General features: G+C 64.2%; 24 protein-coding genes and 1 tRNA gene. 5 read left to right on the plus strand and 20 right to left on the minus strand.

The genetic code is table 11. The features are described 5' to 3' along the window. Positions 1 to 5: 5 nt before the first annotated feature. Positions 6 to 392: a bacteriohemerythrin gene (locus GTP41_RS16540; protein ID WP_161026678.1), complete on the plus strand. Its 387-nt coding sequence runs from the start codon at positions 6 to 8 to the stop codon at positions 390 to 392. Positions 393 to 451: 59 nt separating this feature from the next. On the opposite strand, the gene fnr is transcribed toward GTP41_RS16540, so the two are convergent. From fnr to GTP41_RS16565, 5 genes are all read right to left on the minus strand, one after another. After that, the gene (gene fnr / locus GTP41_RS16545; RefSeq protein WP_161026679.1) at positions 452 to 1225 is read right to left on the minus strand and encodes a fumarate/nitrate reduction transcriptional regulator Fnr; all 774 of its coding nucleotides are present in this window, start codon (positions 1223 to 1225) and stop codon (positions 452 to 454) included. 99 nt (positions 1226 to 1324) lie between these two features. Further along, a complete protein-coding gene (locus GTP41_RS16550) occupies positions 1325 to 1960 on the minus strand; it encodes a response regulator (protein WP_161026680.1) in 636 nt (211 codons plus the stop codon). Next, positions 1953 to 3071, minus strand: a complete 1119-nt coding sequence (locus GTP41_RS16555; protein ID WP_161026681.1) for a hybrid sensor histidine kinase/response regulator — start codon at positions 3069 to 3071, stop codon at positions 1953 to 1955. Before GTP41_RS16555 ends, GTP41_RS16550 begins: the two co-directional genes overlap by 8 nt. Beyond that, positions 3068 to 3481, minus strand: coding sequence for a response regulator (locus GTP41_RS16560; RefSeq protein ID WP_161026682.1), 414 nt, complete (start codon positions 3479 to 3481; stop codon positions 3068 to 3070). The genes GTP41_RS16555 and GTP41_RS16560 overlap by 4 nt, the downstream gene beginning before the upstream one ends. Further along, positions 3481 to 4965 (minus strand): sensor histidine kinase, encoded by a 1485-nt coding sequence (locus tag GTP41_RS16565; protein WP_229502915.1) that lies wholly within the window; start codon positions 4963 to 4965, stop codon positions 3481 to 3483. Before GTP41_RS16565 ends, GTP41_RS16560 begins: the two co-directional genes overlap by 1 nt. 175 nt (positions 4966 to 5140) lie before the next feature. On the opposite strand from GTP41_RS16565, the gene GTP41_RS16570 reads away from it, so the two are divergent. Then, positions 5141 to 5401 carry a TraR/DksA family transcriptional regulator gene (locus GTP41_RS16570; protein ID WP_161026684.1) on the plus strand — a complete coding sequence of 87 codons (261 nt, stop codon included), beginning with the start codon at positions 5141 to 5143 and terminating at the stop codon, positions 5399 to 5401. On the opposite strand, the gene GTP41_RS16575 is transcribed toward GTP41_RS16570, so the two are convergent. Then, positions 5398 to 5991, minus strand: a complete 594-nt coding sequence (locus tag GTP41_RS16575) for a hypothetical protein (RefSeq protein ID WP_161026685.1) — start codon at positions 5989 to 5991, stop codon at positions 5398 to 5400. The genes GTP41_RS16570 and GTP41_RS16575 overlap by 4 nt on opposite strands. 162 nt (positions 5992 to 6153) lie before the next feature. Between GTP41_RS16575 and GTP41_RS16580 the strand changes: the two genes are divergently transcribed. Continuing rightward, positions 6154 to 8007 carry an ATP-binding protein gene (locus tag GTP41_RS16580; RefSeq protein WP_229502916.1) on the plus strand — a complete coding sequence of 618 codons (1854 nt, stop codon included), beginning with the start codon at positions 6154 to 6156 and terminating at the stop codon, positions 8005 to 8007. Here the strand turns inward: GTP41_RS16580 and GTP41_RS16585 are convergent. After that, positions 8004 to 8450, minus strand: coding sequence for an Hsp20/alpha crystallin family protein (locus tag GTP41_RS16585; RefSeq protein ID WP_161026687.1), 447 nt, complete (start codon positions 8448 to 8450; stop codon positions 8004 to 8006). The two genes, GTP41_RS16580 and GTP41_RS16585, sit on opposite strands and share 4 nt — an antisense overlap. A 203-nt stretch (positions 8451 to 8653) precedes the next feature. On the opposite strand from GTP41_RS16585, the gene GTP41_RS16590 reads away from it, so the two are divergent. Together GTP41_RS16590 and GTP41_RS16595 are read left to right on the plus strand one after the other, a co-directional pair. Then, positions 8654 to 10366 (plus strand): molecular chaperone HscC, encoded by a 1713-nt coding sequence (locus GTP41_RS16590; protein WP_161026688.1) that lies wholly within the window; start codon positions 8654 to 8656, stop codon positions 10364 to 10366. Positions 10367 to 10382: 16 nt separating this feature from the next. Then, complete coding sequence (locus tag GTP41_RS16595; protein ID WP_161026689.1) at positions 10383 to 11987, plus strand: TonB C-terminal domain-containing protein; 1605 nt, start codon at positions 10383 to 10385, stop codon at positions 11985 to 11987. 15 nt (positions 11988 to 12002) lie between these two features. On the opposite strand, the gene GTP41_RS16600 is transcribed toward GTP41_RS16595, so the two are convergent. From GTP41_RS16600 to GTP41_RS16660, 13 genes are all read right to left on the minus strand, one after another. Continuing rightward, complete coding sequence (locus GTP41_RS16600) at positions 12003 to 13214, minus strand: erythromycin esterase family protein (RefSeq protein ID WP_161026690.1); 1212 nt, start codon at positions 13212 to 13214, stop codon at positions 12003 to 12005. Between the two features lie 64 nt (positions 13215 to 13278). Next, a complete protein-coding gene (locus tag GTP41_RS16605; RefSeq protein ID WP_371867365.1) occupies positions 13279 to 14142 on the minus strand; it encodes an SMP-30/gluconolactonase/LRE family protein in 864 nt (287 codons plus the stop codon). Positions 14143 to 14144: 2 nt separating this feature from the next. After that, entirely contained in the window at positions 14145 to 15185 is a 1041-nt protein-coding gene (locus tag GTP41_RS16610; protein ID WP_161026691.1) for an aldose epimerase family protein, read from the minus strand. Further along, positions 15182 to 15796, minus strand: a complete 615-nt coding sequence (locus tag GTP41_RS16615; protein WP_161026692.1) for a 2-dehydro-3-deoxy-6-phosphogalactonate aldolase — start codon at positions 15794 to 15796, stop codon at positions 15182 to 15184. Before GTP41_RS16615 ends, GTP41_RS16610 begins: the two co-directional genes overlap by 4 nt. Beyond that, positions 15793 to 16686 (minus strand): 2-dehydro-3-deoxygalactonokinase, encoded by an 894-nt coding sequence (locus tag GTP41_RS16620; RefSeq protein WP_161026693.1) that lies wholly within the window; start codon positions 16684 to 16686, stop codon positions 15793 to 15795. The genes GTP41_RS16615 and GTP41_RS16620 overlap by 4 nt, the downstream gene beginning before the upstream one ends. Further along, positions 16680 to 17828 (minus strand): galactonate dehydratase, encoded by a 1149-nt coding sequence (dgoD, locus tag GTP41_RS16625; protein WP_161026694.1) that lies wholly within the window; start codon positions 17826 to 17828, stop codon positions 16680 to 16682. Before dgoD ends, GTP41_RS16620 begins: the two co-directional genes overlap by 7 nt. After that, positions 17825 to 18595 (minus strand): SDR family NAD(P)-dependent oxidoreductase, encoded by a 771-nt coding sequence (locus tag GTP41_RS16630; RefSeq protein ID WP_161026695.1) that lies wholly within the window; start codon positions 18593 to 18595, stop codon positions 17825 to 17827. The genes dgoD and GTP41_RS16630 overlap by 4 nt, the downstream gene beginning before the upstream one ends. A gap of 15 nt (positions 18596 to 18610) precedes the next feature. After that, on the minus strand, positions 18611 to 22450 hold the full coding sequence (locus GTP41_RS16635) for an NAD(P)-binding protein (RefSeq protein ID WP_371867366.1): 3840 nt from the start codon (positions 22448 to 22450) through the stop codon (positions 18611 to 18613). A gap of 7 nt (positions 22451 to 22457) precedes the next feature. Beyond that, entirely contained in the window at positions 22458 to 24215 is a 1758-nt protein-coding gene (locus GTP41_RS16640; RefSeq protein WP_308700858.1) for a glycoside hydrolase family 2 protein, read from the minus strand. Between the two features lie 499 nt (positions 24216 to 24714). After that, a tRNA-Val gene (locus tag GTP41_RS16645) sits at positions 24715 to 24789 on the minus strand. Positions 24790 to 24801: 12 nt separating this feature from the next. Further along, a complete protein-coding gene (gene dnaQ, locus GTP41_RS16650; protein WP_161026697.1) occupies positions 24802 to 25503 on the minus strand; it encodes a DNA polymerase III subunit epsilon in 702 nt (233 codons plus the stop codon). A 50-nt stretch (positions 25504 to 25553) separates the two neighbouring features. After that, positions 25554 to 25994, minus strand: coding sequence for a ribonuclease HI (rnhA, locus tag GTP41_RS16655; RefSeq protein ID WP_161026698.1), 441 nt, complete (start codon positions 25992 to 25994; stop codon positions 25554 to 25556). Then, the gene (locus GTP41_RS16660; protein WP_161026699.1) at positions 25987 to 26766 is read right to left on the minus strand and encodes a class I SAM-dependent methyltransferase; all 780 of its coding nucleotides are present in this window, start codon (positions 26764 to 26766) and stop codon (positions 25987 to 25989) included. Before GTP41_RS16660 ends, rnhA begins: the two co-directional genes overlap by 8 nt. Between the last annotated feature and the right edge of the window lie 14 nt (positions 26767 to 26780).

A 26780-nucleotide genomic window follows, 5' to 3' on the forward strand; every position in this document is an offset into this window, starting at 1 on the left:
CGCCCATGGATTCCATCGTTTTCGGTCCCGACCTGGCACTCGGCATCCCTGTGATGGATCAGTCGCACCGGGTCATCTTCGATTTGCTGGAGTCGATGCAGGCCCTGCCGCACCCGGTCTTCGACGAAGCTTGCCATACGCTGGCGGCGGAGTTCGCGGAGGACCTGGCGGAGGAGAACCGGCTCATGGAATCCATCGGCTATCCCCTCGCCGCCACCCACCGCGCCGCCCACGATAGCCTGCTGGCCTGCCTCGACCAGGCCCTGTGCCTGCTGGCCAGCGGCGATGAAGCGGGTGCGCGCCAGATCGTGCACTCCCTGCCAGACTGGATCGAGGCCCATATCAACACCATGGACCTGGCCCTCGCAATCGCCGCCAGCCACCTGAAATAAAAAAGGGGCAGCCGAAGCTGCCCCATACACCCCCTACAGGTGAGAAACTTGTAACTCGCTCAGGCGACAGCCAGCTCTTGCGCCATGCCACCGGAAGACAAGGCTTCCAGCTTGGAGCGGTCAAGAATGCGCAGGTCGCGGTTTTGCAGCACGATCGAGCCGTCCTGGCGCAGGCGGGCCAGTTGGCGGCTGACGCTTTCCACGGTCAGGCCGAGGTAGCCGCCAATGTCTTCACGCGACATGCGCAGCTGGAAGCTGGTCGAGGAGTAGCCGCGCTGAGCGTAGCGGCCAGCCAGGTTCAGCAGGAACAGGGCCAGGCGCTGTTCGGCGCGCATATGGCTCAGGAACAGCATCACCGATTGCTCGCGCTGGATTTCGCGGCTCATGGTGCGATGGAACTGTTGCAGCAGGCCCGGAATCTGCATGACCAGCTCCTGCAGGCGCGAGAATGGAATTTCACAGACTTCGCTGTCTTCCAGCGCCACGGCATTACAGGAGTGCTGGCCGGCGCCAATCGCTTCCATGCCCAGCAGGTCGCCGGCCATGTGGAAGCCGCCGATGGTCTGTTCGCCGCGCTGGTTCACCTGCAAGGTCTTGAAGTGGCCAAAGCGCACAGCGTACAGGCTGTGGAAGCTGTCGCCGGTCTGGTACAGCGCTTCGTCGCGGGAAACGCGGCGGCGGCGCGAGATGATCTGGTCCAGGCGGGCCACGTCGTCCTCAGCCAGACCCTGCGGCAGGCACAGGCGGTTGAAGCTGCACAGCGAGCATTTCGCCGCGACTGGCGCGCAATTATTGGTGGCACTTGCAGGGGTGATTGGGATTACCGGGCTCATGATCGTGCTCCTTGTTTTGATGGAGACAGTATCGCGCCCGCTTGCATTTCCCGGTATCAAGCTTCCTGTGTAGTTGCTGTAGTGGTTCCCCTACAGCTTTCAGATCAGTCCGTGCTCCAGCGCATAGCGGGTCAACTCGGCATTGCTGGACATGCCCATTTTCTCCAGGATGCGGCTGCGGTAAGTGGTCACCGTGTTAGGACTGAGGTGCAGTTTTTCGCCGATCTGCACCAGCGGCTCGCCCTGGGCGATCAGCTTGAACACTTCCAGTTCGCGGTTGGACAGCTCCTCATGGTCGCCACTGGGTCCGCCACCCACCAGAGTTGCCAGTTTTTCAAGTAGTGCCGGACTGACATGCTTGCCGCCCGCCGCCGCCTTGCGCACGGCTTCGATCAGGGTCGGGGTCGGCGCGTCCTTGGTCAGGTAGCCGGAGGCGCCCAGTTTCAATGCCCGTACCGCGTAAATCTCTTCCGAATACGTGCTCAGCACCAGGACCGCCATGCGCGGGCATTCGCTGCGCAGGGATTTCAACAAGTCCAGGCCATTCTTGCCCGGCATCTTGATGTCGACCAGGGCCACGTCGAAGCTGCGTTCGGCCACCCGGGCCATCGCTTCCACGGCATTGCCGGCTTCGCCCTCCACGCTGATGTCAGTCGCGGTGCCCAGCATCAGGCGCACGCCATTACGGGCAATGGCGTGGTCGTCCACCAGCAGCACGGTGATTTTGTCACCCATTCTTGTCCTCCAAAGGCAGGCGCAGTTGCAGGGTGGTGCCCTGCCCGGCCTTGCCGCTGATTGTCAGTTCGCCGGCGAAGCGGCGCGTGCGTTCGTGCATGCCGAACAGGCCCCAGGATTCGCGGTCGGACAGGCCGGCGCTTTCGATGCCCTTGCCGTCGTCCTCCACCCGCAGCACCACATTCTCGCCGTCGGTGTCGACCTGCACCCGCGCTGCGCTGGCGTCGGCGTGGCGCACAACGTTGGTCAGCGCTTCCTGCGCCACGCGGAACAGCATGGTGCTGCGCTCGGCGTCCAGTTCCAGCGCCGCCGCGTCGGGCGTGATAGTGCAGGTGCAGCGCAAGCCGCTGCGCTGCGCCACTTGCTCGGAATACCATTCCAGCGCGGGCCAGATACCCAGCTGGTCGAGCACACTGGGGCGCAGGTCGGTGATCACGCGCCGCACCGTCTCGATGGCGTCCTGCGCCAGCTTGGCGGCATCCTTCAGCAACGGGTCGGACTGCTCGCCACCGCGCTCGATGGCGACCGAGATGTAGGCCTTGATGCCGGTCAGCAGGCCGCCCAGCTCGTCGTGGATTTCCTGCGCAATGCGGGTGCGTTCATGTTCTTTCAGCTTTTCCTGGTAGGCGGCCAGCTCGCGCAGTTCCTTCTGCGATTGGCGCAGCACGCGCTCGGCTTGCAGTTTTTCCTCGATCAGGCGCTGCTCGCGCAGCAGGCGGTCGATGGCGCCGGCCAGGAAATCGAGGTAGCGGCCGTCGCTGTCCTTCACCAGGTAGTCGCGCGCGCCGCGCCGCATGGCTTCCGCCGCCACGGTGGCGCTGTCGGCGCCAGTCAGCATCATGACCGGGATGGTGGGCTGCGGTTCGCCCTGCTCGGCCGCCAGGCGCGCCAGGAACTCCAGGCCGGTCAGGTCCGGCAGGTGGTAATCGAGCAGGATGCAGTCCGGCTTTTCGCGCAAGGCGATCTCCAGGCCGTCCTGGCCGCTCTCCGCTTCCAGCAGCTCGCAATCAAAGCCGGGCGCCTGCGCAAAGGCGCGGCGGCAGGCGATGCGGTCGACAATATCGTCTTCGACGATCAGCACGCGGACGGAATTGCCGGCCCCATTCGTCATGGCAGCTCGCTGATGGTCCAGTACAGGTTAATCGAACGCACCACCTCGACGAACTGGCGGTAATCGACCGGCTTGGTCATATAGCCAGCCACGCCCAGGTCGAAGCTGCGCATCTTGTCCTGCTGCTCTTCCGAGGTGGTCAGCACGATCACCGGAATGCGGCGCAGCATGGGGTCTTGCTTGATATTTTGCAGGAACTCGATGCCGTTCATGATCGGCATGTTCAGGTCCAGCAGGATGATGCATGGCTGCTCGCTGTCCGGCTCGCGCAGGTAATCCAGCGCCGCTTCGCCGTTCTCCATCGCGACCACGCGGTTGCCAACGTGGACTTCCTTCAGGGCGCGCAGGATGGTCATGACATCGACCTGGTCGTCCTCCACCAGCAGGATTGGCTTGCTTGTATTGTTCATCAGTTCTCTTTCTTCTTGGGCAGGGTGAAATAGAAGATGGTGCCTTTGCCCAGTTCGGACTCCAGCCACACCCTGCTCTGGTACATTTCTACAATCTTCTTCACCAGCGCCAGGCCCACCCCGGTGCTCTCCACGCGGTCGCGCGGGGCCAGGGTCTGGAACAGCTGGAATATGCGTTCAAAGTGGCGCTCGGCGATGCCGGGGCCGTTGTCGCGTACGTGGAAGCGCCACTGGCTGCCTTCGTCGCTCCAGCCGACTTCGATCTCGCCCTGCGGCTTGTCCATATACTTCACCGCGTTCGACACCAGGTTGTGGAACAGCTGCTGGATGCGGGTCGGTTCGCCGGTCACGGTCGGCATGCCGGGCATGATAGTGACCTTGATATGGGGCGGCGGCGCCAGCAAGTCCACCACCTCGGCCACCAGTTGCTCCAGCTTGACCGGCACCACCGCTTCCTTGATGCGGCCGACGCGCGAGTACTGCAGGATGCCATCGATCAGAGCGCCCATGCGATGCACGCGGTTGATCAGCAGGCGCATATGCTCCTTGCCTTCGTCGTTGAACTTGTCGGCGTAATCGTGCGCCAGCCAGTCGGCCAGCGAGCCGATGCCGCGCAGCGGCGCTTTCAGGTCGTGCGAGACGACGTAGGCGAAGTTGGTCAGTTCCTCGTTGGCACTGGTCAGTTCCTGCAGCAGCTGCTGCGCCTTTTCCTCGGCGGCCTTGCGTTCGGTGATATCGCGCACCAGGCCGGTGAACATGCGGCGCCCGTTCAGCCACATCTCGGTGACCGCCAGGTCCATCGGGAAGATGCTGCCATCGCGGCGCTGGCCCTGCACCTCGCGCCCTTTGCCGATGATGCGCTTCTCGCCGGTAGTCATATAGTGGTGCAGGTAGCCGTCGTGCGCTTCGCGGTGCGGCGCCGGCATCAGCATCGACACGTTGCGGCCCTGCACGTCGGCTTCGGCGTAGCCGAACATGCGCTCGGCGGCCGGGTTCATGCGCTCGATAGTGCCTTTCTCATCGATGGTGATGATAGCGTCCACCACGGTTTCGAAAATGGCGCGCATGCGCGCTTCGCTCTCCTGCAGCGCGTGCTCGGCCTTTTTGCGGGCGCTGATGTCGTGGATGGTGGCCATGACCATCGGCTGCATTTCCTTGTCCTGCAGCGGGGACAGGCTCACTTCAACCGGGAATTCGCTGCCGTCCTTGCGCCTGCCCTGCAGCTCGAATCCGGCACCCATGGCGCGCGGGTGCGGGCTTTCAAAATAGCTGCCGCGCAGTCCGACATGGCCGTGGCGGAAGCGTTCCGGGATCAGGCTTTCCAGGGTCCGGCCTTGCAACTCACCGGGAGCGTAGCCAAACAGGAGCTCCAGCGCTGGGTTAACCAGCAATAGCTGCCCTTCCTTGTCGATGATCAGCATGGCATCGGTGGCCGATGCCAACAGCCACTGCAGGCTGCGTTCCGCAATCGTTGAATGAGTCAAAGCCGGGTCCTGGTGAGTGTCAAATCCTGTCATCCTATGATTGTAGCGTCTCACGCGGCAAGGAGCCAAACGCGTCGCGGAAAGAATAAATTATCCAAACTTGACATAGGTCAAGCGGGACTGGTGACGTGGCGCATGATGGCCGTTAAAGTTTCTTCAAAAGTGGAGACTAGCCATGTTACCTGAAGAAATTGACCGTTGGGCCACCGTCCTGCGCGAACGGCGCGAGGTGCTGGCGGGCCGCGATCTGGCAGAAGTCGCGGCGATTGATGCTGCGCTCGATCGTTTGCAGGCCGGGACATTCGGCCAGTGCCAGCGCTGCGGCGTCGCCATTTCCTCCGGCCGCTTGCAGGCCCAGCCCAGCGCGGCGACATGCCTGGCATGCCAGGAGCTAGCCGAGCACCAGCGCGGATTTGTGGCCTTCTCGGCGCTCTAGCGCCATTTCCCCCGGTACGCTTTGCAGGCCGGCCCGTATTTTTCCGCGCCATTGCAGATGTGGCGCCGGCATTCCACCGCACCGGGTTCGCCGGGCAGCGGGCAGCGTTTGAAAACTTTCCAGTACAGCGACTTCTCCCCGGCGGCCTTGCTGCGGATAGCGCGCGGCCGGCCCGCCTTTCTGCCCTCCTGCAGAGCGTAACGCGTCGCCTTGCTGGCGGTGCCGGCGCGTTTTCCCTTCACCTGCTGTTCCGCCGCCCCTCGGGCAACCCGTACTTTGGGCGCGGCCGGCGTGCTCTTCGCAGTCGGCGTGGGCGGTGCGGCGGGGGGCGAGGCGGCGGCGGACGTTGTGGCCAGCACCGGGGTGCCTGCGATTTCGGCGGGCGCCGATGGCGGCGGAACCAGCGCAGCAACGGCGGCCATGTCCCGCTCAACCCCGATGCGCTGGGCCACCAGCACTGCGCCACCGGCCACGCCGGCCATCAGCGCGCCGCACGCCATCCAGAAAAGGGGGGCGCGCCAATCCCCCAGCGGCGACGTGGCGACGGGTGGCGCTGCGGGCGCCTGCTGGTGTTCTGGCTCCTCGGTCATAGGCGGAAGATAGCAACAAATCGCCCACTCCGGCGCGTGCTAAGATAGTTACTCGATTGCAAATGGGACCCAACGCGTATGAAAGGCTTCCGAGGCTTCTTTCGCGATCTAGGACTCCAGCGCAAACTTTTGCTGGTGTCGGTCTTTACGACAATCGCGGCGATGCTGGTAGCCCTGCTGGCCCTGGCCAGCTACGACCTGCTGGTTGCCCGTCCCCGCCTGGTGCAAGACCTGGCAGGCCGCAGTGACTTGCTGGCCCTGAACCTCGACGCCGACCTGAATTTCGCCGACAGCAACGGCGCCACCCGCAAGCTGGACGCCCTGCGCAGCAGCCCCGAGATCGCGCGCGCCTGCCTGTTCACCGCCGACAAACGGCTGTTCGCCTTCTTCAACCGCAATGCCACGGGCAGCGGCTGCAACTGGCCGCGCGAACTGGAACGCCCCGGCCACCGCTTCGATGGCAATCTGCTGTCGATGCTCACCCCCGTGCGCTTTGAGCGCGAAGTGGTGGGCTTCCTCGCTATCGACTACGAACTCGCGTCCACCTTTGCGCGCCTGCGGCAGTATGGGCTGGTGCTGGGGGTGGTCTTCCTCACCCTCTTTTCAGGCGGCATCCTGTACGCCGCCGGTATGCGGCGCCTGGTCACGCAGCCGCTGCTGGCGCTCTCCGGCGTGGCCGACCAGGTCACGCGCGAACAGCGATACGACCTGCGCTCGCCCGTCTCCGGGCAGGACGAAGTGGGCCGCCTGGCATCCGCCTTCAACGCCATGCTGGCCACCGTGGCCGCGCGCGACGCCGCTTTACGCCGCAGCCAGGCGCTGCTCAACAACATCGTGGAAAAGTCCTCCGCCGTGATCTACGTGAAGGACCTGGACGGACGCTACCTGATGGTCAACCACAGCTTCCGCATGATCCTGCCGCACGGCGCGCCCGAACCACTGGGCAGCACCGACGAAACCCTCTTCAGCGCCGATGTGGCGCACAAGATGCGCCAGAGCGACCGCGCCGTGCTGGCCAGCGGGCGCGCTTCCAGCCACGAGGAAACCGCGCCCGCCATGGCGGGCGGCGCCCGCACCTATATTTCCGAGAAATTCCCCCTCATCGATGAATTCGGCCAAATCTGGGCCCTGGGCGGCGTCTCCACCGACATCACCGACCGCAAGCGCGGCGAACTCGAACTGGAAGAGCTGATCAACGTCCGCACACGCCAGATCGCCGACACCAACCGTGAACTGGCCGACTCCCTGGGCACCCTGCAGCGCGCCCAGGATGAACTGGTTCGCAGCGAAAAGCTGGCAGCCCTCGGCTCGCTGGTGGCCGGCGTGGCGCACGAGTTGAACACCCCGATCGGCAACAGCCTGCTGGCCGTGAGCACCCTGCTCGATCAGAGCACCACCTTCGCCGGCATGGTGGAAAGCGGCGTGAAGCGCTCGGAACTGAACGCCTACATCGCCGACGTGAACAACGGCAGCCAGATCGTGCTGCGCAACCTGCACCGTGCGGTCGACCTGGTGGCGAGTTTCAAGCAGGTCGCTGTGGACCGCGCCACCTCGCAGTGCCGCGAGTTCCAACTGGACGAACTGGTGTCCGAAATCCTGCTGGTGCTGATGCCCACCTTCAAAAAATCCGGCGTCCGCGTCAGCCATGACATAGCGCCGGGCATCCTGATGGCCAGCTACCCCGGCCCGTTCGGGCAGGTCTTGATCAATCTCGTCAATAACGGCCTGATCCACGCCTTCGAGGGGCAGGAGAACGGGGAAATCAGCATCACCGCCGAAGCCGGCCGTGACACGGTCGCGATTACCGTGCGCGACAATGGGGTTGGCATCGCGCCGGAAAACATGGGCAAGATCTACGACCCCTTCTTCACCACCAAGCTGGGACGCGGCGGCTCCGGCCTCGGCCTGAACATCGTCTACAACATCGTGTACGGCGTGCTGGGCGGGCGTATCGACGTAAAAAGTGCCCTCGGCGAGGGCACCAGTTTCATCCTGACTTTGCCAGTCAGGGTTTAGTGGATTTCCAGCTTGCGGCTGCCCTGCTGGGCCTTTTTGGGTAGCGTCAACTCCAGCACCCCTCCTTCATACTTGGCATTGGCCTGCTCGTCATCAATCTCGTGCTCGAGCTGGAAGCTGCGGTATTGCGCGCCGTAAAAGCGCTCGCTGCGCACGATATTGCCGCCTTGCTGCTGCTCGTCGCTGCGCCGGGCTTCGGCAGCAATGCTGACCCGGTTGCCGTTAATGTCCACCTTGATATCTTCCCGGTTGACGCCCGGCAGGTCGGCGCGCACCGTATAAGACGTCTCGTTTTCATGCACATCGATACGTATTGGTTGCTGGCTTTCGCCCTCGCGCATGATGTTTCCGAGCCGGAAATCGCGGAACAAGTCCTCAATGTTGCGGAAGGGATCGAAACGGGCCAGTTCTGTGATGGGATCGTAGCGCCTCAGGTTAGCCATGGCCTCCTCCTTTCAAATGACTGTGTGGGCCATGGTAATTCCGCCCCCCATGCCGCGCCAGAAAATGTGGGCAATCGTGCTGCGGAACGCCTTTAAAACTACCTATCGCTCGCCAATAAGGTAATTACCTCTAATACAACGACTTTTCTCTACAAAAAATAAATGCTAGTCTGTTGATTTGTAAAAAATACATCGGAGTAGCAATGATTGTCGGGATCGACCTTGGCACGACAAATAGCTTGGTGGCGGTTTGGCAAAATGGCGAGCCACGTTTAATCCCCAACAGCCTGGGCGATTTTCTGACGCCGTCCTGCGTCAGCGTGGACGAAGACGGCACGATCCTGACCGGCAAGGCTGCACGCGAACGCCTCCAGACCCACCCGGCACAGAGCGCGGCGGTGTTCAAGCGCCATATGGGCAGCAATATGCAATTCAACCTCGGCGGGCGCAATTTCCGTGCCGAGGAACTGTCGGCCCTGATCCTGCGCGCTTTGAAGGAAGACGCCGAAGCCGCCCTGGGTCAGCCGGTCACGGAGGCCATCATCACCGTGCCCGCCTATTTCTCCGACGCCCAGCGCAAGGCCACCCGCGCCGCCGGCCAGCTGGCCGGGCTCAAAGTGGAGCGCTTGCTGAACGAGCCGACCGCCGCCGCGCTGGCCTACGGCATCCACCAGCGCGACCAGGAAACCCAGTTCCTGGTGTTCGACCTTGGCGGGGGCACTTTCGACGTGTCCGTACTGGACCTGTTCGAAGGCGTGATGGAGGTGCGCGCCTCGGCTGGCGACAACTTCCTGGGCGGCGAGGATTTCGTCAACCTGCTGACCGATGAATTCTTCAAGCAGGCGGCCATTCCCGTCGCGCTGAAGAACGACGGCCGCTTCATGCAAAGCCTGCTTGCGCAGGTTGAGCAAGCCAAGCGCCAGCTCAGCGAGGCATCGCAGGCCACCCTGCAGACCCACCATGCCGGCACCAGCTACTCCATGCCGCTCGACGAGGCCGCGCTGGAGCGCATCTGCGCCCCGCTGCTGGCGCGCCTGCGCTCGCCGGTGGAACGCGCCCTGCGCGACGCCAACCTGCACACCGCCAACCTGGACAGCATCGTGCTGGCCGGCGGCGCCACCCGCATGCCGATCGTGCGCCGCATGGTGGCGCGCATGTTCGGCCGCTTCCCGTCCTGCGACATCAATCCCGACGAAGTGGTGGCGCTCGGCGCCGCCGTGCAGGCCGGCTTGAAGATGAACGATGCCGCGCTGGATGAAATTGTGATGACCGACGTCGCGCCCTACTCCCTGGGCGTCGAAGTATCGATGCACCTTGGGCGCGACCAGTTCTCCTACGGCCACTTCGATCCCATCATCGAGCGCAATACCGTGGTCCCGGTTAGCAAAGTGAAAAGCTATTACCCGAACAGCGACAAGCAGACTTCCCTGCGCATCAACGTCTTTCAGGGCGAGGCGCGCATGGTGCGCGACAATATTTCACTGGGCTCGATCGACATCCCCATCGCGCAGGTGGCGGGCCAGGATAACGGCGTGGACGTGCGCTTCACCTACGACGCCAACGGCCTGCTGCAGGTTGAAGCCACGGTGACGCTGACCAAGCAGACGCATGCGCTGGTCATCGAAGGCAATCCGGGCGTCCTGAGCCCCGACGAAATCAAGGAGCGCTTCGCCGCGCTCTCCGAACTCAAGATCCACCCACGCGACCGGATCGAGTTCCGCACCATGCTGGCACGCGGCGAACGCCTGTACCAGCAGCTGCGCGGCGCAGCCCGCGAGGAACTGGGCCGCCAGCTGATGCAATTCGAACGCGCGCTGGAAGCACAGGACGACCGCACTTCGCGCCAGGCTGCCAAAACCTTCCAGGAAATGCTTGAGTATTTCGAGCACCAAAGCTTCCTCAACCTCGACGAATAGTACGCGGCACAGTTACATGCGAGACAGTTTTCCCTTCCTCATCCGACTCGGTCTGCGCCCGGACGTCGATGCCAAAGATATCCGCCGCGCCTATTCGCGCGAACTGAAAAAGATCGACCAGGAAGCCGACCCGGCCGGTTTTCAGGAGCTGCGCGAGGCCTATGAGACCGCGTTGAACTGGCATGCCCATATGCAGTTCGAAGCTGCGCAGCAGGCGGCCGAGGAAGCGCCGCCGGCGCCCGCGCCAGCGCGCGTACCGGTGCCCGCGCCCGAACCAGACCCGGCGCCGTCCCTGCTGATGGCGCAGGAAGACCCCTATCAGTTGGCCGACCAGGCCTTCCAGAAATTCCTGGCCAGTACAGAAATGCTGGTACAGCGCAACGACACGCGCCACCGCACGCTCTGGAAGACCGTGCTCCAGCGCAGCCTGGACGATGACCGCCTGCTGAACCTGACCGCGCGCGCCATTTTCGAAGCGCGCATCGTCCATCTGCTCGCCTCGGGCTGGAAGCCGGGCCACGAAACGTTGTTCGTAGTCGCCAACGACATCTTCGAATGGGAGCGCGACCGCAACCGCATCCTGAAATTTGGCGAAGCCGGCGGCATGGTGAACCGGGCCATCGACGAGTGGAAGGTCTACGAGTCACTGCCGCCGGCGACCGTCTCCACCTTCAAGCAGTTGATCAATTTCATGCGGGCCACGCCCGACCCGTCGGGCGCTGGCCGCAATGACCTGATGTCGTTTTACCAAATGGCCAGCCGCTTCTACACCTGGCTCGCCGTCATCATCGACCGGCAGATCCTGGAAGCCTGGGGCGAGGCAGCCAACGCGGAAGTTGAGCGCAACGGGCCCGGCAGCGCAGTCCCGATGGAGCGCTCAGAGCCCGAATGGCAGCCGGAGCCCGAGAAGAAGTCCAGTTGGGCCAAGCCCGCCACGCTATGGCCGCTGTTCATTATCCTCTTTATGGTGCTGCGCGCCTGCTTCAACAGCATCGACGAAGATAAGCATGCGGAACGCTTCGCCCGCGACAGCCAGGCGCCGCGTGTGTACAACAGCGCCCAGGCCGAAAAGCCGCCAAGCAAAGAGCACATCGACCAGATCGGCGCCAGCATCCGTTACAAGTGGCCTGCCAATGCGCCTGTCGGCAAATACGCGGTGGAGTACGAAGTCTATATCGATAGCGGCGGCAATTTCCTCGGCACGCAACTCATCACCTCCTCCGGCAACACCGGCTACGATGAGGCGGTGCGGAAGGCAATCAAGGGATTCGGCCCCTTCGAGCGTGGTACGGCAACCGCCTTCCGCCTACGCTATGGCACGGAGCTCACCAGGTCCGAGGCGCCGCAAGGCAAACGCGCCACGAAAGCGCAATTGCAGGCCGTGCAGGATGAGATCTTCTACGTCCCCGGCGCCGCTATTGAAGACGGCGTGCTCAAAGTGGGCTACGAAGTGGAGCTGAACGACGCGGGCCGCGTGATCCACCTGAAAAAGCTCAAGCCATCACGCGACCCGAATTTTGATGACGTGGTGGCCGACGCACTGAGGGAGACCCGCGCCTTCCCGCCGGATACGCTGCGCAAGTTCAACGTCGAGTACTCGCGCACGATCCAGCGCCAGTAAACGCGCCCGTATCCCCTACCGCGCCATGCGCACCGGCGTGATCTTGCGGATGAAGAGCAGCACATCCCAGTTCACGCCAAGCTCCGCGCCCGGCTGCACCAGGTACTCATAGCTGAACTGCGGTTGCAAGACCGGTGCGCCGGGGCTGAGGCCCAGCACCTCGTATTTCTCTTTGGCGAGCGTCGCTTCCAGGCTGTCGGCGGGAATGGCCGGCAAAGGCAAGGGCTTCATCGTCGCGAAGTCGAGGATCTCGCCGCCGGCGCCGCTGAACTGGACGACCTTGTAGTCCGGCCCCCAGCGGCGGTGCATGACCTCTCCCGCCTGCAAGTTGCGCGGCGTGCGCTGAAAGCCGCGCGCCACATGCACGGTGTGCGCCCAGATCACCACTTTGCGGCCCGGGTACATGCGCTCGGCCAGCCAGATCGCGTTGTCACCCATCTGGTTATCGCGCTGGTAATCGTGGTCCGCGCTCCAGTAGCTGGCCGCCTGCGCCTCTACACTCTTCACCACCTGGCACCAGAAGGCATTGCCCGAGTACGCGACGGGCGCGGCCTCGGTCTTGCACAGGGCATCTTTCAAGGCGCCGGAATGCTGGCTGAAAGCTGCCTGCTGCGGCGCTGCGGGCGGCGTGCGCCGCATTTCCAGCAGCGGCTGCGCCAGGCCCGCGTAGTGCTCCCAGCCGGCTCCATTGGCCAGCGCCGGCGCCGCCTGCAGCAAGTGGCTGCGCAAGCGCGGGAGCAGTTCGGTCCTGCTCAACTCACCCGTATGCTGGGCATCGATGCCGCCCAGCGCCAAGGGCTTCCCGGCGGCGCGCTGACGGTCGAAATACTGCAGCATGCCGCGCCCCTCCGCCGTCCTGGCGTACATGAAGAAGACATTGCCGGGCGCGACATCATCCAGTTTTTCACCCTGCTCCACGCGCTGCGCCAGGCGGGCGATATCGTAAAAGCCGCTCTCCAGCAAGAGCACATCGAAACCCATTTCCTGGTGCAGAAATTTGAGCACGCGAGCCTTCAGCAGGTACTCTTCGCGGCCGCCATGGGTTTGCTCACCCAGCGCCACCACACGCGCATTGCCGATGGCTTGTGCCAGCGGTTTTAGATCGCTGAAATCCTCCAGGTCCGGCTCCACGCCGGCAATCGGCCATACCTTGCCCGGCGCCGCGCAAGCCGGAGCCGCCAGCGCCAGGGCGCAGGCGCAGGCCGCGACAAACTTCCCAATCACCATAATGAGCTTTCACACTTATAAAAAAGCTCACTTTAACACCAATTAAATACCAATTTAACTATGGCTATTCATTTCTATGTCCAAAGCGCACTTCCGGCAAACCAACGGTGTCCGTGATGGTGACGGAGAATACCCCGCCGGCATAGCGCTCCGGCACCAACAGGTCCACCAGCGCGCTGGTGACGAACAGCTGGTTAAGGAGCGCGCCGCCGAAGGCGGGACAGGTGGGTTGGCTGACGGGGACCGCGATGACGCGTTCGACACTGCCATCCGGCCGGTAGCGCACGATCCGGCCGGCGCCCCACTCGGCGTTCCAGAGGTGGCCGTCGGCATCCACCAGCGAGCCATCGGGCTCGCCGCCGCCCGGCGGCAGGCGCGCGAACTCGCGTTGCCCGGTAAGCTGGTCGCCGTAGTCGCAGCAGGAGATCGCGCCGCCCAGCGAATCGCAGAAGTACATCGTCCCGCCGTCCGGACTAAAGCAAATGCTGTTGGCGATTGCCACCGGCTGCAGTGGCAGGCATTCCAGCTGCAGGTCATGCGCCAGCCGGTAGAAGCGGCCGATCGGCGCGCGGCCGACCGCCTCGTTCATGGTGCCGAAAACAAAACGGCCTTCCCGGTCGCAGCGGCCATCGTTCAGGCGCGTGCCGTGGACGTCCGCCTCGACCTCGACGATGGTCGTGACCTCGCCATCGGCCAGGCTGAACCAGGCCAGGCGGCTTTCCAGTCCCAGCAACAGGCGCCCGTCAACCGCAGTGAGGGCGAAGGATGCCAGCCGTTCGGGCATGTCCCACTGGTCGCTGGCCCCGCTGGCCGGCGTGAAGTTCCACAGCTTGCGCCCGAGGATATCGGTCCACCACAAGCGCTGCGTGCGGTCGCACCATACGGCGCACTCACCCAGCACGTTTTGCGCATCAACGATCAAGTCCACGGCTACCTCCAGTTGTCTAATGCGTACAGCGCCGACATACAGCAAGGCACGCCCGGCCGGCAAACCAGGGCGGGGAATCCCGCGTGGTTGGGTGCATCCGGGAACTGCTGCGGCTCCAGGCAAAGTCCAGCGTACTGGCCGAATACGCGTCCCTGCCCCGATAACGAGCCGTCCAGGTAGTTCCCGCTGTAGAACTGCATGCCAGGGCTGTCGGTGTAGATTTCCATGCACCGCCCGGAGGCCGGATCCGCCAGGCTGGCGTGCGGTCCCGGCATCCCGTTCAGCACAAAATTATGGTCGTAGCCGCCGGCCAGCGCCAACTGCGGATGCGCCGCGCACAGCCCTTCGCTGATCCGGCGTTGCAGGCGCAAGTCAAACGGCCCATCCGCCACCGGCGCCCGCTCCCCCGTCGGTATCAGGTCCGGTCCCACCGGCAGGTAGTGCTCGGCGTCGATGCACAGCAGGTGCCCCAGCACATCGCCCGCGCCAGCCAGGTTGAAGTAGCTGTGCTGGCTGATGCTGGCAATGGTGGCCTGGTCCGCCACCGCTTGGTAGATGCAGCGCAGCGCGCCGGACGCCAGCAGCTCATACGTCACCAGCACCAACAGGTTGCCGGGGTAGCCCGCTTCCCCGTCGGGGCTGAGCCGGAACAGGCTGACGCGCGCCAGGTGCTGCTCGGCGCTGGCGCGCCCCTGCCAGTGCTGCTTGTGGAACCCGGCCTTACCGCCATGCAGGTGGTGCTTCCCTTCGTTCTGGTCAAGCTGGAAGGCCTTGCCGTCCAGGTAAAAGTGGCCGCCGTTAATGCGGTTGGCAAAGCGTCCCACCAGGGCGCCCATATACGCCCGGTCGCACTCATACTCGCGCAGCGTGTCGTAGCCCAGCACGAGGTCGGTGCCGCCAGCGGTCAGGCACCAGCGCCGGATGATGCAGCCGTAGTCCAGCACCTGCAACTGCATCCCCGCCCCGTTGTCCAGTGTGTACTCCAACACCGGCGTGCCGTCCGCCAGGGCGCCGAAAGAGCGTTCGGCGACCGAGGGCTTCATGATGCGTGCCAGGCCGCCAGGATTTCCTTCGCCCGCCCTTCCAGTTCGGCCATCGGCAAACCCGGCTCATACAGCCGCCCGCCGATGCCGAAGCCGTCCGCACCGGCGCGCCGCCAGTCCCCCAGGTTGCCGGCGCCGATGCCGCCCACCGGCCACACGCGCGCCGTGGATGGCAGGATAGTCTTCACGCTGCGCAAGCCCGTCGGACCCAGCGCCTCAGCCGGAAACCACTTCACCGCATCCGCGCCCGCCGCGAGCGCCGCCAGGGCCTCGGTCGGGGTGGCGACACCCGGCACGGCCAGCATCCCCATCGATTTGGCCAGGCCGACCACGTCCGGATTGAAGTTGGGCGCGATAAGTATGCGCCCGCCCTGGCCGAACACGGCTTCCACGTCCTGCCTGGACAGCACAGTGCCGCCGCCGACCAGGGCGCCGGGCGGTTTGATGCCATTGATAATCCCGATGCATTCCAATGCCCCGGGACGGTTCAAAGGCACCTCCAGGATGCGAAAGCCGCTGGCGAACAAGGCGGCGGCCACCGCCGGCGCTTCTGCCGGTGACAAGCCGCGCAGGATTGCCACTAATGGTGGCTGGTAGTCGTCAATATTCATGATGGCAGGACCTTCAGGAATCGCCCCAGCGCGGCGCAAAAGGCCTGGTCCGGGTCGATCAATTGGGTGGAGTAGCCAAGCATCTGGGCCACTTGCAGGTAGGGCGCCTCCAGCCCGCGGGCAGCGATCAGGCGCAGCAAGGGCTGCTGGCCGGCGGCCTTGCGCCGCGCCGCGAATTCCGTGCCGATCAGGAGGCCACTCACGTAGGAACGCGTGGAGGACGGCGCCGCTTCGCCCGACACGACGCGGGCGCGCGCCTCAAACAGCGTATGCGACAAGGCGCCAGCGCGCTGCGCGCGTTCGGCGCCCGCCTGCAGCGCGTGCGCGTCCTCGGTATCATCCATCAGGGGCGCCAACGTTCCGGCGGAACGCAATGCCGCAAACAGCTCGCCTGTGATGAACGTGGTCAGGCGCTTGATGACGCCGCCCTCCAGCTCGACCCATTTGCTATGGGTGCCCGGCAGCAGGTACAGGCCGTCGCCATGGCGCAGTTCCAGCGCGCCGTATAACTGGGTTTCCTCGCCGCGCATGACATCGACGCTGCCGTGCTCGCGATAGCAGTAGCCGGGGACAATAAAGCAGGCCGGCGCTGCCGCCACCGGCACCAGGGTTTCCGGCAGCCGCGCCAGGGGCACGCTGTGGTCGAGATACGCGACCTCCAGCCAGCCCAGGGCGCTGCCCACCATGCCGGACATGACGACCGGCACACCGGACTCCACGCCGAGTTCGGCGCGCAGCTCCTGCAGCGATTCGGCGAAGCGTCCGCGTACCGCCAGCGCGCCCTGGCCGTCCTGATGCTGTTGCAAGCAGCGGCCATCGGCACCGACCAGGTAGGCGCGCCGGTTGCTGGTGCCCCAGTCGATCCCCAGCAGGCGTGCCTGTGCTACCACTCCGCCACGCTGCCATCGGCATGCCGCCACAGCGGGTTGCGCCAGTCCGGCGCGCTGCGGCTTGCTTCGATGACCCGTTCTTCGTTGATGTCCACGCCCAGCCCAGGCAGCGGCAGCGGTTCGATGTAGCCGCCTTCCATGCGGAAGTCGGCGGCGTTATGCACGTAGTCCAGCAGCTCCGCGCCCTGGTTGTAATGGATGCCCATGCTCTGCTCCTGCAGCACAGCGTTGTAGGAAACGAAATCGACCTGCAGGCAGGCGGCCAGCGCCACCGGGCCAAGCGGGCAATGCGGCGCCAGCGCCACGTCATAGGCTTCCGCCATGGCGGCGATACGCAGGCATTCGCTGATCCCCCCCGCATGCGACAGGTCGGGCTGCAACACCGCCAAGCCGCCCTGCTCCAGCACGCGTTTGAACTCAAAGCGCGAGTACATGCGCTCACCGGCAGCCAGCGGAATGCTGGTCATGTCGGACAGGCGGCGGTAGTAATCCGACTGCTCGGCCAGCACCGGCTCCTCCACAAATAGGGGCCGGTACGGCTCCAGCTCGCGCAGCAGCGGTTTGGCCATGGGCCAGGCCACGCGGCCATGGAAGTCGATGCCGAATTCAATGTCGTAGCCGAACACCGAGCGCAGCCCGGCGATCCGCGCCACGGCGGCATCCACCGCTTTCGCGCTGTCCAGCATTGCCAGCTCCTCGGTCCCGTTCATTTTGAAGGTGTTCAGCCCCAGTGCCTGCAAGGTCTGGATGCCGGCCACGATGTCGGCCGGGCGGTCGCCGCCCACCCAGCTGTAGATCTTCATCCGGTCGCGCACCAGGCCCCCCAGCAACTGGTACACCGGTACGCCCAGGGCCTTGCCTTTGATATCCCATAGCGCCTGGTCGATGCCGGCCAGGGCGCTCATGAACACCGCGCCGCCGCGATAGAAGCCGCCCCGGTACATGGCCTGCCACAGGTCGTTGATGCGCGCCGGGTCCTGGCCGATCAGCAGCTCGCCCAGTTCATGCACGGCGGCCTCCACCGTACGGGCGCGGCCCTCGATCACCGGTTCGCCCCAGCCGCTGATGCCCTCATCGGTATCAATCTTGAGGAACATCCAGCGCGGCGACACCCGGTAGGTACTGAGCTGCGTGATTTTCATGACCACCCCGCGTCGACGATAAATTCCTGTCCCGTACACATGGCGCCATCGTCCGCCGCCAGGAACAGCACCATGGCCGCCACATCGGCCGGCATCAGCGCGGCCTGCAGGCACTGGTTGCGCCGGATATCCTCCTCCGCCGCCGCATCCACCCACAGGGCCAGCTGGCGTTCCGTCATGACCCAGCCCGGCACCACCGTATTGATGCGGATGCCATCGCGCCCCAGGTCGCGCGCCAGGCCCCGCGTCAGGCCGGTGGCAGCCGCTTTGGCCATGGCATAGGCGGGATAGCCGCCGCTCTTGATATGCCAGCTGATGGAGCCCATGTTGACGATCGCCCCGCTTCCGCGCTGGCGCATGCCCGGCACCACGGCCTGGCAGGCGAACAGCATGGGGCGCTGGTTGATGGCGGTCAGGCGGTCCCACTCGTCCGGGGTAAGCGTTTCAAGCTGGTGCCGCTGGTCGTTGCCGGCGTTGTTCACCAGCACATCAATGTTGCCCATTGTGGCGCTGAAGTCGTTGATGGTCGCTTCCAGCGCGCCCAGGTCGGTCAGGTCGCAGCGGCGGAACAGCGGCACACCCTGTCCAGACGCCTTCATGCGGGCGCACAGGGCTTCCGCATCGTCGGCGGCAATATCGAGAAAGGCAACCTGCGCATGCTGGCGCAAGAAGGCCACCACCAGCGCGGCGCCGATCCCGGTCGCGCCGCCGGTGATCAGCACCCGTTTCCCCGCCAGGCTGGGATAGTTCGCCCATTTGCGTTCCATCGCGCTGCTCCCCGCTTACCGCGCGCCCGGCACGACCCGGCTGGCCTTGCAGGCCACCTGCTCCGCCACGCGCTTACCGGCCAGGAAAGCGTGGTCCGAGTTGTAGTACTCCCATTCGCTGTAGCGGCCCGCCAGGTGGATGTCGTGCTGCGCCAGCCATTCGCGCACCGTGGCCACATTGCGCGCGCGCTGGTGGTCGTACACCACATAGGCAATCGGCATGTCGACCTGGTTCGCAACCAGCACCTTGTCATCCTCGCGCATGAAGCCGACCTTGATCGCGTCCGCGATACAGCGCTGCACCAGCGCATCGCCGTCAAGCGGCAGGGGCTTCCACGGCGAGTAGGAAATCTCGCAGGTGAAGCCAAAGCCGCCCGGCGCATTGCAAGCCGGGCTGGCATTGCCTTGCACGAAAATGCGGTGGAAGATGCTGTCTTCGGGATAGTAGATCCAGTGCTTGTCGGTGACGTCCGTGCGGGCAATGCCGATGTTGACGCAACGGATCGAAATATGGCGCAACCCGCGCGCCGCTTCCCGCACCGCAGGGGGCGCGACCACCCCGATCAGCTTGATCAGCTCGGGCAGCGGCATGGTGCTGACCAGCTTCTCGTACTGAAAACGGCGGCCGTCGGCCAGGGTCACGACCCGTTCCTCGGGCAGCACCTGCGCCACTTCGGCGTTCAGTTCCAGCTTGCCGCGCATCAGCGGCAGGAAGCCGTTCATCAAGGCCTGGAATCCGCCTTGCTTCGGGTAGCCGAAGCGGGCGTTGGGCCCCATGGGGCGCGGCACCGGCTGCAATGCGCCATCGACAATCTCCCCCAGGTCGGGCAAGGGCACGCGGCCACCCAGCCAGGACGTCTCCATTTCATCCAGCGGCACGGTCCACAGCTTGCGGTTGTACGGAATGGCGAAGTGCTTGGCGATCCCCTCGCCCCAGACCTTGTAAATGAACTCCTCAAAGCTCTGGGTCCGCTCCGCGCGCGCCTGGGTGCTCGCTTGCGCCACTTCCACGCTGCCGTCAGCGCAGCAATCCTCGACCTGCGTGCTGGCGCAACCGGGCGCCGGCTGCACCTCGCCGTAGCGGGCGTTGATGGCGCCCACGATGCACTCCTTGATCACGTCGGGCGGCAAGCCATACAGCGCTCCCTGGAAGGGATAGCGGGTATAGACATTCTTGCTGTGGATCCAGGCTTCGCGCATTTGCCAGTGCTGGTTATCGCCCAGCAGCTTGTCGTACAGGTCCAGCACGTACGGGTCATTGGAGAACATGATATGGCCCGCGTGGTCGAAGGTGAAGCCGCGATCTGTAATCGAACGGCACCAGCCGCCAATGGTCGAATTGCGCTCGAGCAGCAGGCTGTCCGGGCCGATGTGATAGGCGGCCGACAAGCCCGTCGGACCGCCGCCTATCACGATACTGCCGTAGCGCTGGACGCTGGTGGCGGCGCGCAGCGGATTGACCTTGCCTCCCGCTGCGCCGCTCCCAGCACCGCCGGCACCGCTGGCCGCGTGGCCGCCATCCGCATGCCGCACCTCTGCGCGCGCTGCCTGGTCGGCAATCTGACCCTGCCCCGCCAGGCGCGCCGCCTTGCCGCCAGGCGGCGTGCGGTCGATCAATTCGTGCATGCGGTCTGCGGTCGCATCCCACGAGGTGCGCGCCACCACCTCGCGCATGGCCTGCGCCATGGCGGCGTTCTGCTCAGGCGTCTGCGCCAGCGCCGCTTCGCAATGGGCGATGAACTCATTATGGTCATGGCCGATGGCGACTATCGCGCCATACGGGTCCTCCACATCGCGGATGGCCGTGCTGACAATCGGCAGCTCGGCTGCCATATATTCCAGCACCTTGGTCGGGCTGATATAGCGCGTGGCCTCGTTCAGCGCAAACGGCAGCAGGCAGACATCCCAGCCCGCCAGGAATTGCGGCAGAGCCTTGTATGACTGCTGGCCGAGATAATGGACATTCTGCCGCTGCGGCAGCGAGGCCGGATCGATTTTGACGATGGGGCCAACCAGCACCACCTGCCATTCCGGATGCGCATCGGCGATGTCGGCGATCAGCTGCGCATCGAACCGCTCGTCAATCACGCCGAAGAAGCCAAGGCGCGGGCGCGGGATGCTGGTATGCAGCGGATGGCCATTGCTGCGGTCCAGCGCCTGCTCGAAATGCACCGCATCCACACTGCTCGGGAAACAGTGAGCATTGGCATGGCGGCTGCGCTTCGCCTCGTACAGGCTGGGGCCGCCGGTAAACACCAGGTCCGCAATACTTAGCAGCGCCGTCTCGCGCTGCAGCAACTGCTTGGGGGGATTCTTGAAGGCGCTCAGCTCGTCCATGCAGTCGTAGACCACCAGGGACGTGCGCAAGCCCTGCAGCAAAGGCAGCGCCATCGGCGTATAGAACCAGACCAGCACCTCTTCGCCGTGCGGCGCCAGGGCCGACACCAGCGGTTGCAGCAGCGGGATCTGGTCGTCGTGGAAGCCGGTCGCCTGCACCGGCGTATGCGGCTGGCAAACGGTCAGGTTCGGGGCCGGCCGCGAGATCACCATGCGCGCCTCCCCCTCCTCATACACCGGCTCCTCGACCAACACCACCTTGTAGTACTTCGCCAGGCGGGTGAGCAGGTGCTGCGGACGCTGGAACACGAAATCCCAGCGCAGGTGGCAAAAAACGATCAAGGTTTGCATGGTGTTCTCCCGGGTTTGGCATAGTTTGTCGGTCATGCGGATTGATTGACGCAAGGCGTTGGCGTAGGGCGCAACAAGCACCCGGGCCAGCGGGTCGGGACCGTCGCGGTCCAGGTCCCACAGGCCGCTGTGGTGCCAGTGATCGGCGTTGTCCCAATCGGGGCGGTCGATGGCCGGATAGAGGCAAATGCCGCACACCTCGGCACCCTGCTCATGCGCCATGGCCACCTGCTCCGCCATCTCGCGAATCCACACGCCGCGGCCGCTGCCGACGTGACTGGTTTCCGCCAACAAGACCGGGCGGCCGTAGCGCCGGTGCAGTTCCAGCAGGATGTCGTGCAAGGGTCGCCGGCGCGGATCGTCCAGGTGCCACCAAAGCCGCATATTGGTGCCACTCTCCCACTGGTTGCTGTGGTAGTAGTTGCCGCCAACCAGGTCGAGGTAGCGCGGATGGCCGCCCAGCTCCGGTTCCACGCGGCCGCACAGCATATCCAGCGCCTCGAACTGCGATGCGCTCCAGCCGGCGGCCTGCGCCGTCCAATCCGGCCGGTCCTTAGGCGCGATCACATGGATCAGCGGATCGCACTGGAGAAAGCGCGCAGCGGGCGAAATCTCGCGGATCGCATCGATGGCGGCAATCGAAGCGCGCACCAGTTGCCGCTTACCCAGCTCACCGGCCTGCTCGTGATACATGTTCAGGCAGCGGAACATATGCACCGACAAGCCCCATGCCGTGAACGACAACTCGTTCATCGGCGAATACACCGGCGCGGCGCCCAACCAGGGCGCCAGGAAGCGCGCGCTGGCCTGGCAGAAACGCACAAAGCGGGGCACGAAGTCATCGCTGTAAATATCCACGTCGTCCGGCCAGCCATAGTGGCAAAAAGTCCAGCAGCTTTGCAGGCCCAGCTCGCGCGCCGCCTCCAGCCGAGGCAACAGCGGCGAGAAATCGAACTGACCGTCGCGCTCGACCAGGCGCCAGCCGATTGATTCGCGCACCGTGCGGATGCCGAACTGCGCCAGCAGCGCGTAGTCTTCGCGCGCGCGACGCAGGTGGCCGGTGACCAGGTTCATGTCCTGCGGTCGGCCCGCGTGGTTGACATGGTCCGCACCCTCATAGCCGACCTGCCAGAAGGTTTCGAAGGGTTCGCAAGGAGGCTTCAGCACGGCGTACCTATTGCACATTGCGCGTCGCGGCGCTGATTTGTTCGAGCGGGACTTTGGGCGTGCGGTCGGCGTTCAGGAGCCCGTTGGTCTCCTGGAAGGTATCGGCAAACTGCGTGTAGCAAAAACCGCTGAACATCGCCGTTTCATTCACCACCGTGAGCAAGGCGCGGTAGTGGTCGAGGAAGGACTCCGCCGTGTTCTGGCGCGAATAGCCCCAGGTGTGATGGGCTGGTGCATTCGGGTCGAAGGCGATGCCGCCGAATTCGGTCAGCACAATCGGCTGGCCGCGGTGCGGGAAACCGTCAAGCGTGAGGATGCGTCCACCGGGACGGCGCTGGTCGAACAGCGTGCGCACAGGATCGGTCACCTCGTAGCGCTGGCGCACCCTTTCCGGATCGGGGTCGTAGTCGTGGATGCCGAGGATGTCTGTGGCCGACGCCTCCCAGCCATCGTTCCCGATTACCGGGCGGGTTGGGTCCAGCATGCGGGTCAGGTGGTATAGCGCCTCCACCGCGTTGCGGTGGGCCTGCACGGCGGTCAGGTTGGGCACGCCCCAGGATTCGTTGAAGGGCACCCACACGATCAGGCTGGGGTGGCTGTAGTCGCGCTCGATCGCTTCCGACCATTCATGCACCAGGCGCGTCATGGCGCGCGCGCTGAAGGCGTAGGCAGACGGCATTTCCTCCCACACCAACAGGCCAAGGCGGTCGGCCCAGTACAGGTAACGCGGGTCTTCAATCTTCTGGTGCTTGCGCACACCGTTAAAGCCCATGGCCTTGGCCAGTTCCACATCGCGCCGCAAGGCCAGGTCGGAGGGCGCTGTCATCAGACTCTCCACCCAATAGCCCTGGTCCAGCACCAGGCGCAGGTGGTAGGGACGGCCGTTGAGCATGAAGCGGTCGCGATTGATCGAGACCGAACGCATGGCGGTGTAGGAGCGCACGCGGTCCAGCACCTGGTCGCCGCTGTACAGGGTCAGCTCCGCGTCGAGCAAGGTGGGCCGCTCCGGGCTCCACAGGATCTCGTTGCGGGAATCGTCAATACCGGGATCGGACAAAGCGATCTTGCGGTTGGCCTCCTGGCCGACCAGCAGGTAGCTGTCGGCGGCCAACAGCTTCTCGCCATGCCACACGCGGACCTCCACGGCCAGGCCGGGACAGGCGTCGCCGCCGGCCAGCACCTCGCAGCCAAGCTCATAACCGTCGAAGATCGGCGTCCAGCGCAGGCGCCGGATATACGTCGCTCCAACGTTTTCCACCCATACAGACTGCCAGATGCCGGTGGTGCGCGGATACCAGATCGAATGCGGCTCGCGCTGCCAGTCCTGCTTGCCGCGCGGCTTGGCCAGGTCGGCCGGATCATCTTCCACAAAGACCACCAGGGTCTGTTCGCCCGCCACCAGTTCATCCGTGATGTCGGCCATGAAGGACGTGTGGCCACCCTCGTGCTCGGCCACCATATGGTTGTTGATCCAGACGCGCGCCTGATAATCAACGGCGCCGAAATGCAACAGCGTGCGCTCCCCGCGATGCTCGACGGTAAAGCGGCAGCGATACCAGCAGGCGCTATGGAAGCCGGTATCGGCGATGCCGCTAGCCTCGGACTCCGGTGCAAAGGGAACCGAGATGCGGCGCGACCACGGGATCGGATCGGTAGGCATCCTGAACTGGTGCTCGTCGTCGAATTCGAACTCCCACTCGCCATTCAGGGACTGCCATTGGTCGCGCACCAGCTGTGGTCGCGGGTATTCAAAATCGCCCATCATCGCCCCTGCCCGTTTTTGATTTTTCGTCGGGCCATCGTAGCAGCGCACCTGCCTAAGCGCGCTTACGATACGAACGGGAAAATTAATCGACCAACAAGCGCGCCCTTTAGCTACCGGCTGTATGCGAAGTGCGGTCGTGTCTGTCGAGCCTGCCTGGCGCCGCTGCATCGACGCTGCCGCTTACAGCGACAAGCGGGAGCCATCGATCAGAACGAACACTAAACGACTGGCCGCGCGACGCGCACGCCATGGAGCAGCATACGAAGCGATGCTGAAAGCAATGACCGACAAACTGGAGCGCTACCCCAACCTGCGCTCGCGCCTGAGGCTCCCCCCAGACAAAGGTCGTCTGCAAGCAGATCCTGCGGCTGGAGTTTTCGATGGCGGAATCGACGCTAGAGGACATGTCGTCACGCAGCCGCTGCAAACCGCTGCCGTCTGGACGCGTATGAAAAGAAAAAGGCCTGCGACGTGAGTCGCAGGCCTTTTTGAAGAATTCTGGTGGGAAGTGCAAGTTTCGAACTTGCGACCCCTGCAGTGTGAATGCAGTGCTCTACCCCTGAGCTAACCTCCCGAAGTGGCGCTATTATAGACTAGCCGAGCGCCAAACACAAGTTCCCTTCACAGCCTTGTCCAGACCGTCCAGGAATTCCGCATGGGCGGCGGCCTCGGCATCGCTGGCACGCAGCACCATGACCTCCGCCAGCGCGATTTCGCCGATATCGATCCCGCCGCTCGATTCCTCAATCACGATATCCATGCCCAGGCTGTTCTGGCCGCGTGTCATGGCCAGGTAAACGTCCGCCAGCAGCTCCGCGTCCAGCAGCGCGCCGTGCAGCTTGCGGTGGGCGTTGGAGATGCCGAAGTGTTCGCACAGCGCATCCAGCGAATTACGCTTACCCGGGCGCATTTCCTTGGCCTGCACCAGGGTGTCGATCACGCCGCTAATGTGCGAATCGAAAGTCGGCAGTTTGAGCATGCCGAACTCGTGGTTCAGGAAGCCCAGGTCGAACGGCGCGTTGTGGATGATGACTTCCGCATCGCGGATGTACTCGCGCAGCTCTTCCACGATCTGGTGGAAGCGCGGCTTGTCGCGTAAAAACTCGGTGGTCAGGCCGTGTACTGCCAGCGCGCCCTCTTCCGAATCGCGGTCCGGATTGATGTAGCAGTGGAAGTTATTGCCCGTCAGTTTGCGGTTGAATAGTTCGACGCAGCCAATTTCAATGATGCGGTTACCCTGTTTCGGGTTAATGCCGGTAGTTTCAGTATCAAGGACAATCTGACGCATAGATCTTCGCGAATGGGGGTTTTGTAGCAAGCTGAGCAGTATAACAGGCCTTATTTCTTGCGGACCGATTCCACGCCCAGGTTGGCCAGCTGGTCAGCGCGTTCGTTGCCAGGATGGCCATTGTGTCCGCGCACCCAGCGCCAGTCCACCTTGTGCATGGCTTGCGCCGCGTCCAGCGCCTGCCACAGGTCGGCGTTCTTGACGGGTTCCTTGGCGGCGGTCTTCCAGCCGCGCGCTTTCCAGCCGTGGATCCATTCGCTGATGCCTTTCTGGACGTATTGGCTGTCAGTGTGCAGCACCACTTCGCATGGCCGCTTGAGGGCTTTGAGCGACTCGATCACGGCGGTCAGCTCCATGCGGTTGTTGGTGGTGTTCAGTTCGCCGCCAAAGATTTCCTTCTTGGCATCGCCCGCCACCATCATGGCGCCCCAGCCGCCGGTGCCGGGATTACCCTTGCATGCGCCGTCGGTGTAAATCTCTACTTTATCCATCGAATCTTTCTTTATGTTTGTTCGCCGCCGGCACCGCAACGGGCGCCGTGGCTGCTTTGTGTTTCCAGGCAGGGCCGATCAGGCGCATGCCTTTCACACGTTTGATGGCCTGCACCATGTACACGCCGCCGAAGTACGGCCAGTATTTGGCGCCGGCCTTGTCCATGAAGCCGTAGCGCGCCAGCCAGCGCTCGGTGCGGCAGGCCGGGGCGTAGCAGCCCAGATGGGTGTGGCTGACGCCCATGTTCAGCAATTTCAGCCAGTCCTTAATGCGCGGCATGGAAATGAACTCGCCTGCCCTCGGCAGGTAGTGCGAACCGGTCAGGCGTCCGGTCATCTGGCGCAAGCCCCACAGGCTGGTGGGGTTGAAGCCACAGACGATCACCTGCCCTTCCGGTATCAGCACGCGCTCCACCTCGCGCAGCACCTGGTGCGGCTCGGCGGAAAATTCGAGCACATGGGGCAACACCACCAGGTCCATGCTGCTGGAGGCGAATGGCAGCTCCAGGCTATCGAGCGTCAGGGCAACGGCGCGGCCAGCGCCGGAATGGCGCGGGTGCAGGCGGATATCGGCCAGCCACTGGTGCGGCATGCGGTTGGCGGCCAGCGCGTCAATCTGGGGCATGCCGATCTGCAGCGCGTTGAAGCCGAAGATATCCGCCACCATCTTGTCCAGGCATTGCTGCTCCCAGGCGCGCACGTAGGCCCCTGGCGGTGTTTCCAGCCATTTGTCGAACGCTATAATGGATTCGTCCGATGTTGCGCTATCCATGCAATCCCTTTGAT

The organism is Pseudoduganella guangdongensis (assembly GCF_009857475.1).
In the GTDB taxonomy this organism is placed as follows: domain Bacteria; phylum Pseudomonadota; class Gammaproteobacteria; order Burkholderiales; family Burkholderiaceae_D; genus Rugamonas; species Rugamonas guangdongensis.

Bases quoted from the DNA above. Each gene is read 5' to 3' on its own strand.
- GTP41_RS16555 (WP_161026681.1), bottom strand. From the start codon at position 3,071: ATGACGAATGGGGCCGGCAATTCCGTCCGCGTGCTGATCGTCGAAGAC.
- dnaQ (WP_161026697.1), bottom strand. From the start codon at position 25,503: ATGCGTCAGATTGTCCTTGATACTGAAACTACCGGCATTAACCCGAAA.
- GTP41_RS16630 (WP_161026695.1), bottom strand. From the start codon at position 18,595: ATGGAACGCAAATGGGCGAACTATCCCAGCCTGGCGGGGAAACGGGTG.
- GTP41_RS16540 (WP_161026678.1), top strand. From the start codon at position 6: ATGGATTCCATCGTTTTCGGTCCCGACCTGGCACTCGGCATCCCTGTG.
- rnhA (WP_161026698.1), bottom strand. From the start codon at position 25,994: ATGGATAAAGTAGAGATTTACACCGACGGCGCATGCAAGGGTAATCCC.
- GTP41_RS16615 (WP_161026692.1), bottom strand. From the start codon at position 15,796: ATGAATATTGACGACTACCAGCCACCATTAGTGGCAATCCTGCGCGGC.
- GTP41_RS16590 (WP_161026688.1), top strand. From the start codon at position 8,654: ATGATTGTCGGGATCGACCTTGGCACGACAAATAGCTTGGTGGCGGTT.
- GTP41_RS16575 (WP_161026685.1), bottom strand. From the start codon at position 5,991: ATGACCGAGGAGCCAGAACACCAGCAGGCGCCCGCAGCGCCACCCGTC.
- dgoD (WP_161026694.1), bottom strand. From the start codon at position 17,828: ATGAAAATCACGCAGCTCAGTACCTACCGGGTGTCGCCGCGCTGGATG.
- GTP41_RS16660 (WP_161026699.1), bottom strand. From the start codon at position 26,766: ATGGATAGCGCAACATCGGACGAATCCATTATAGCGTTCGACAAATGG.
- GTP41_RS16585 (WP_161026687.1), bottom strand. From the start codon at position 8,450: ATGGCTAACCTGAGGCGCTACGATCCCATCACAGAACTGGCCCGTTTC.
- GTP41_RS16550 (WP_161026680.1), bottom strand. From the start codon at position 1,960: ATGGGTGACAAAATCACCGTGCTGCTGGTGGACGACCACGCCATTGCC.
- GTP41_RS16580 (WP_229502916.1), top strand. From the start codon at position 6,154: ATGCTGGTAGCCCTGCTGGCCCTGGCCAGCTACGACCTGCTGGTTGCC.
- GTP41_RS16595 (WP_161026689.1), top strand. From the start codon at position 10,383: ATGCGAGACAGTTTTCCCTTCCTCATCCGACTCGGTCTGCGCCCGGAC.
- GTP41_RS16610 (WP_161026691.1), bottom strand. From the start codon at position 15,185: ATGAAGCCCTCGGTCGCCGAACGCTCTTTCGGCGCCCTGGCGGACGGC.
- fnr (WP_161026679.1), bottom strand. From the start codon at position 1,225: ATGAGCCCGGTAATCCCAATCACCCCTGCAAGTGCCACCAATAATTGC.
- GTP41_RS16560 (WP_161026682.1), bottom strand. From the start codon at position 3,481: ATGAACAATACAAGCAAGCCAATCCTGCTGGTGGAGGACGACCAGGTC.
- GTP41_RS16600 (WP_161026690.1), bottom strand. From the start codon at position 13,214: ATGGTGATTGGGAAGTTTGTCGCGGCCTGCGCCTGCGCCCTGGCGCTG.
- GTP41_RS16640 (WP_308700858.1), bottom strand. From the start codon at position 24,215: ATGATGGGCGATTTTGAATACCCGCGACCACAGCTGGTGCGCGACCAA.
- GTP41_RS16570 (WP_161026684.1), top strand. From the start codon at position 5,141: ATGTTACCTGAAGAAATTGACCGTTGGGCCACCGTCCTGCGCGAACGG.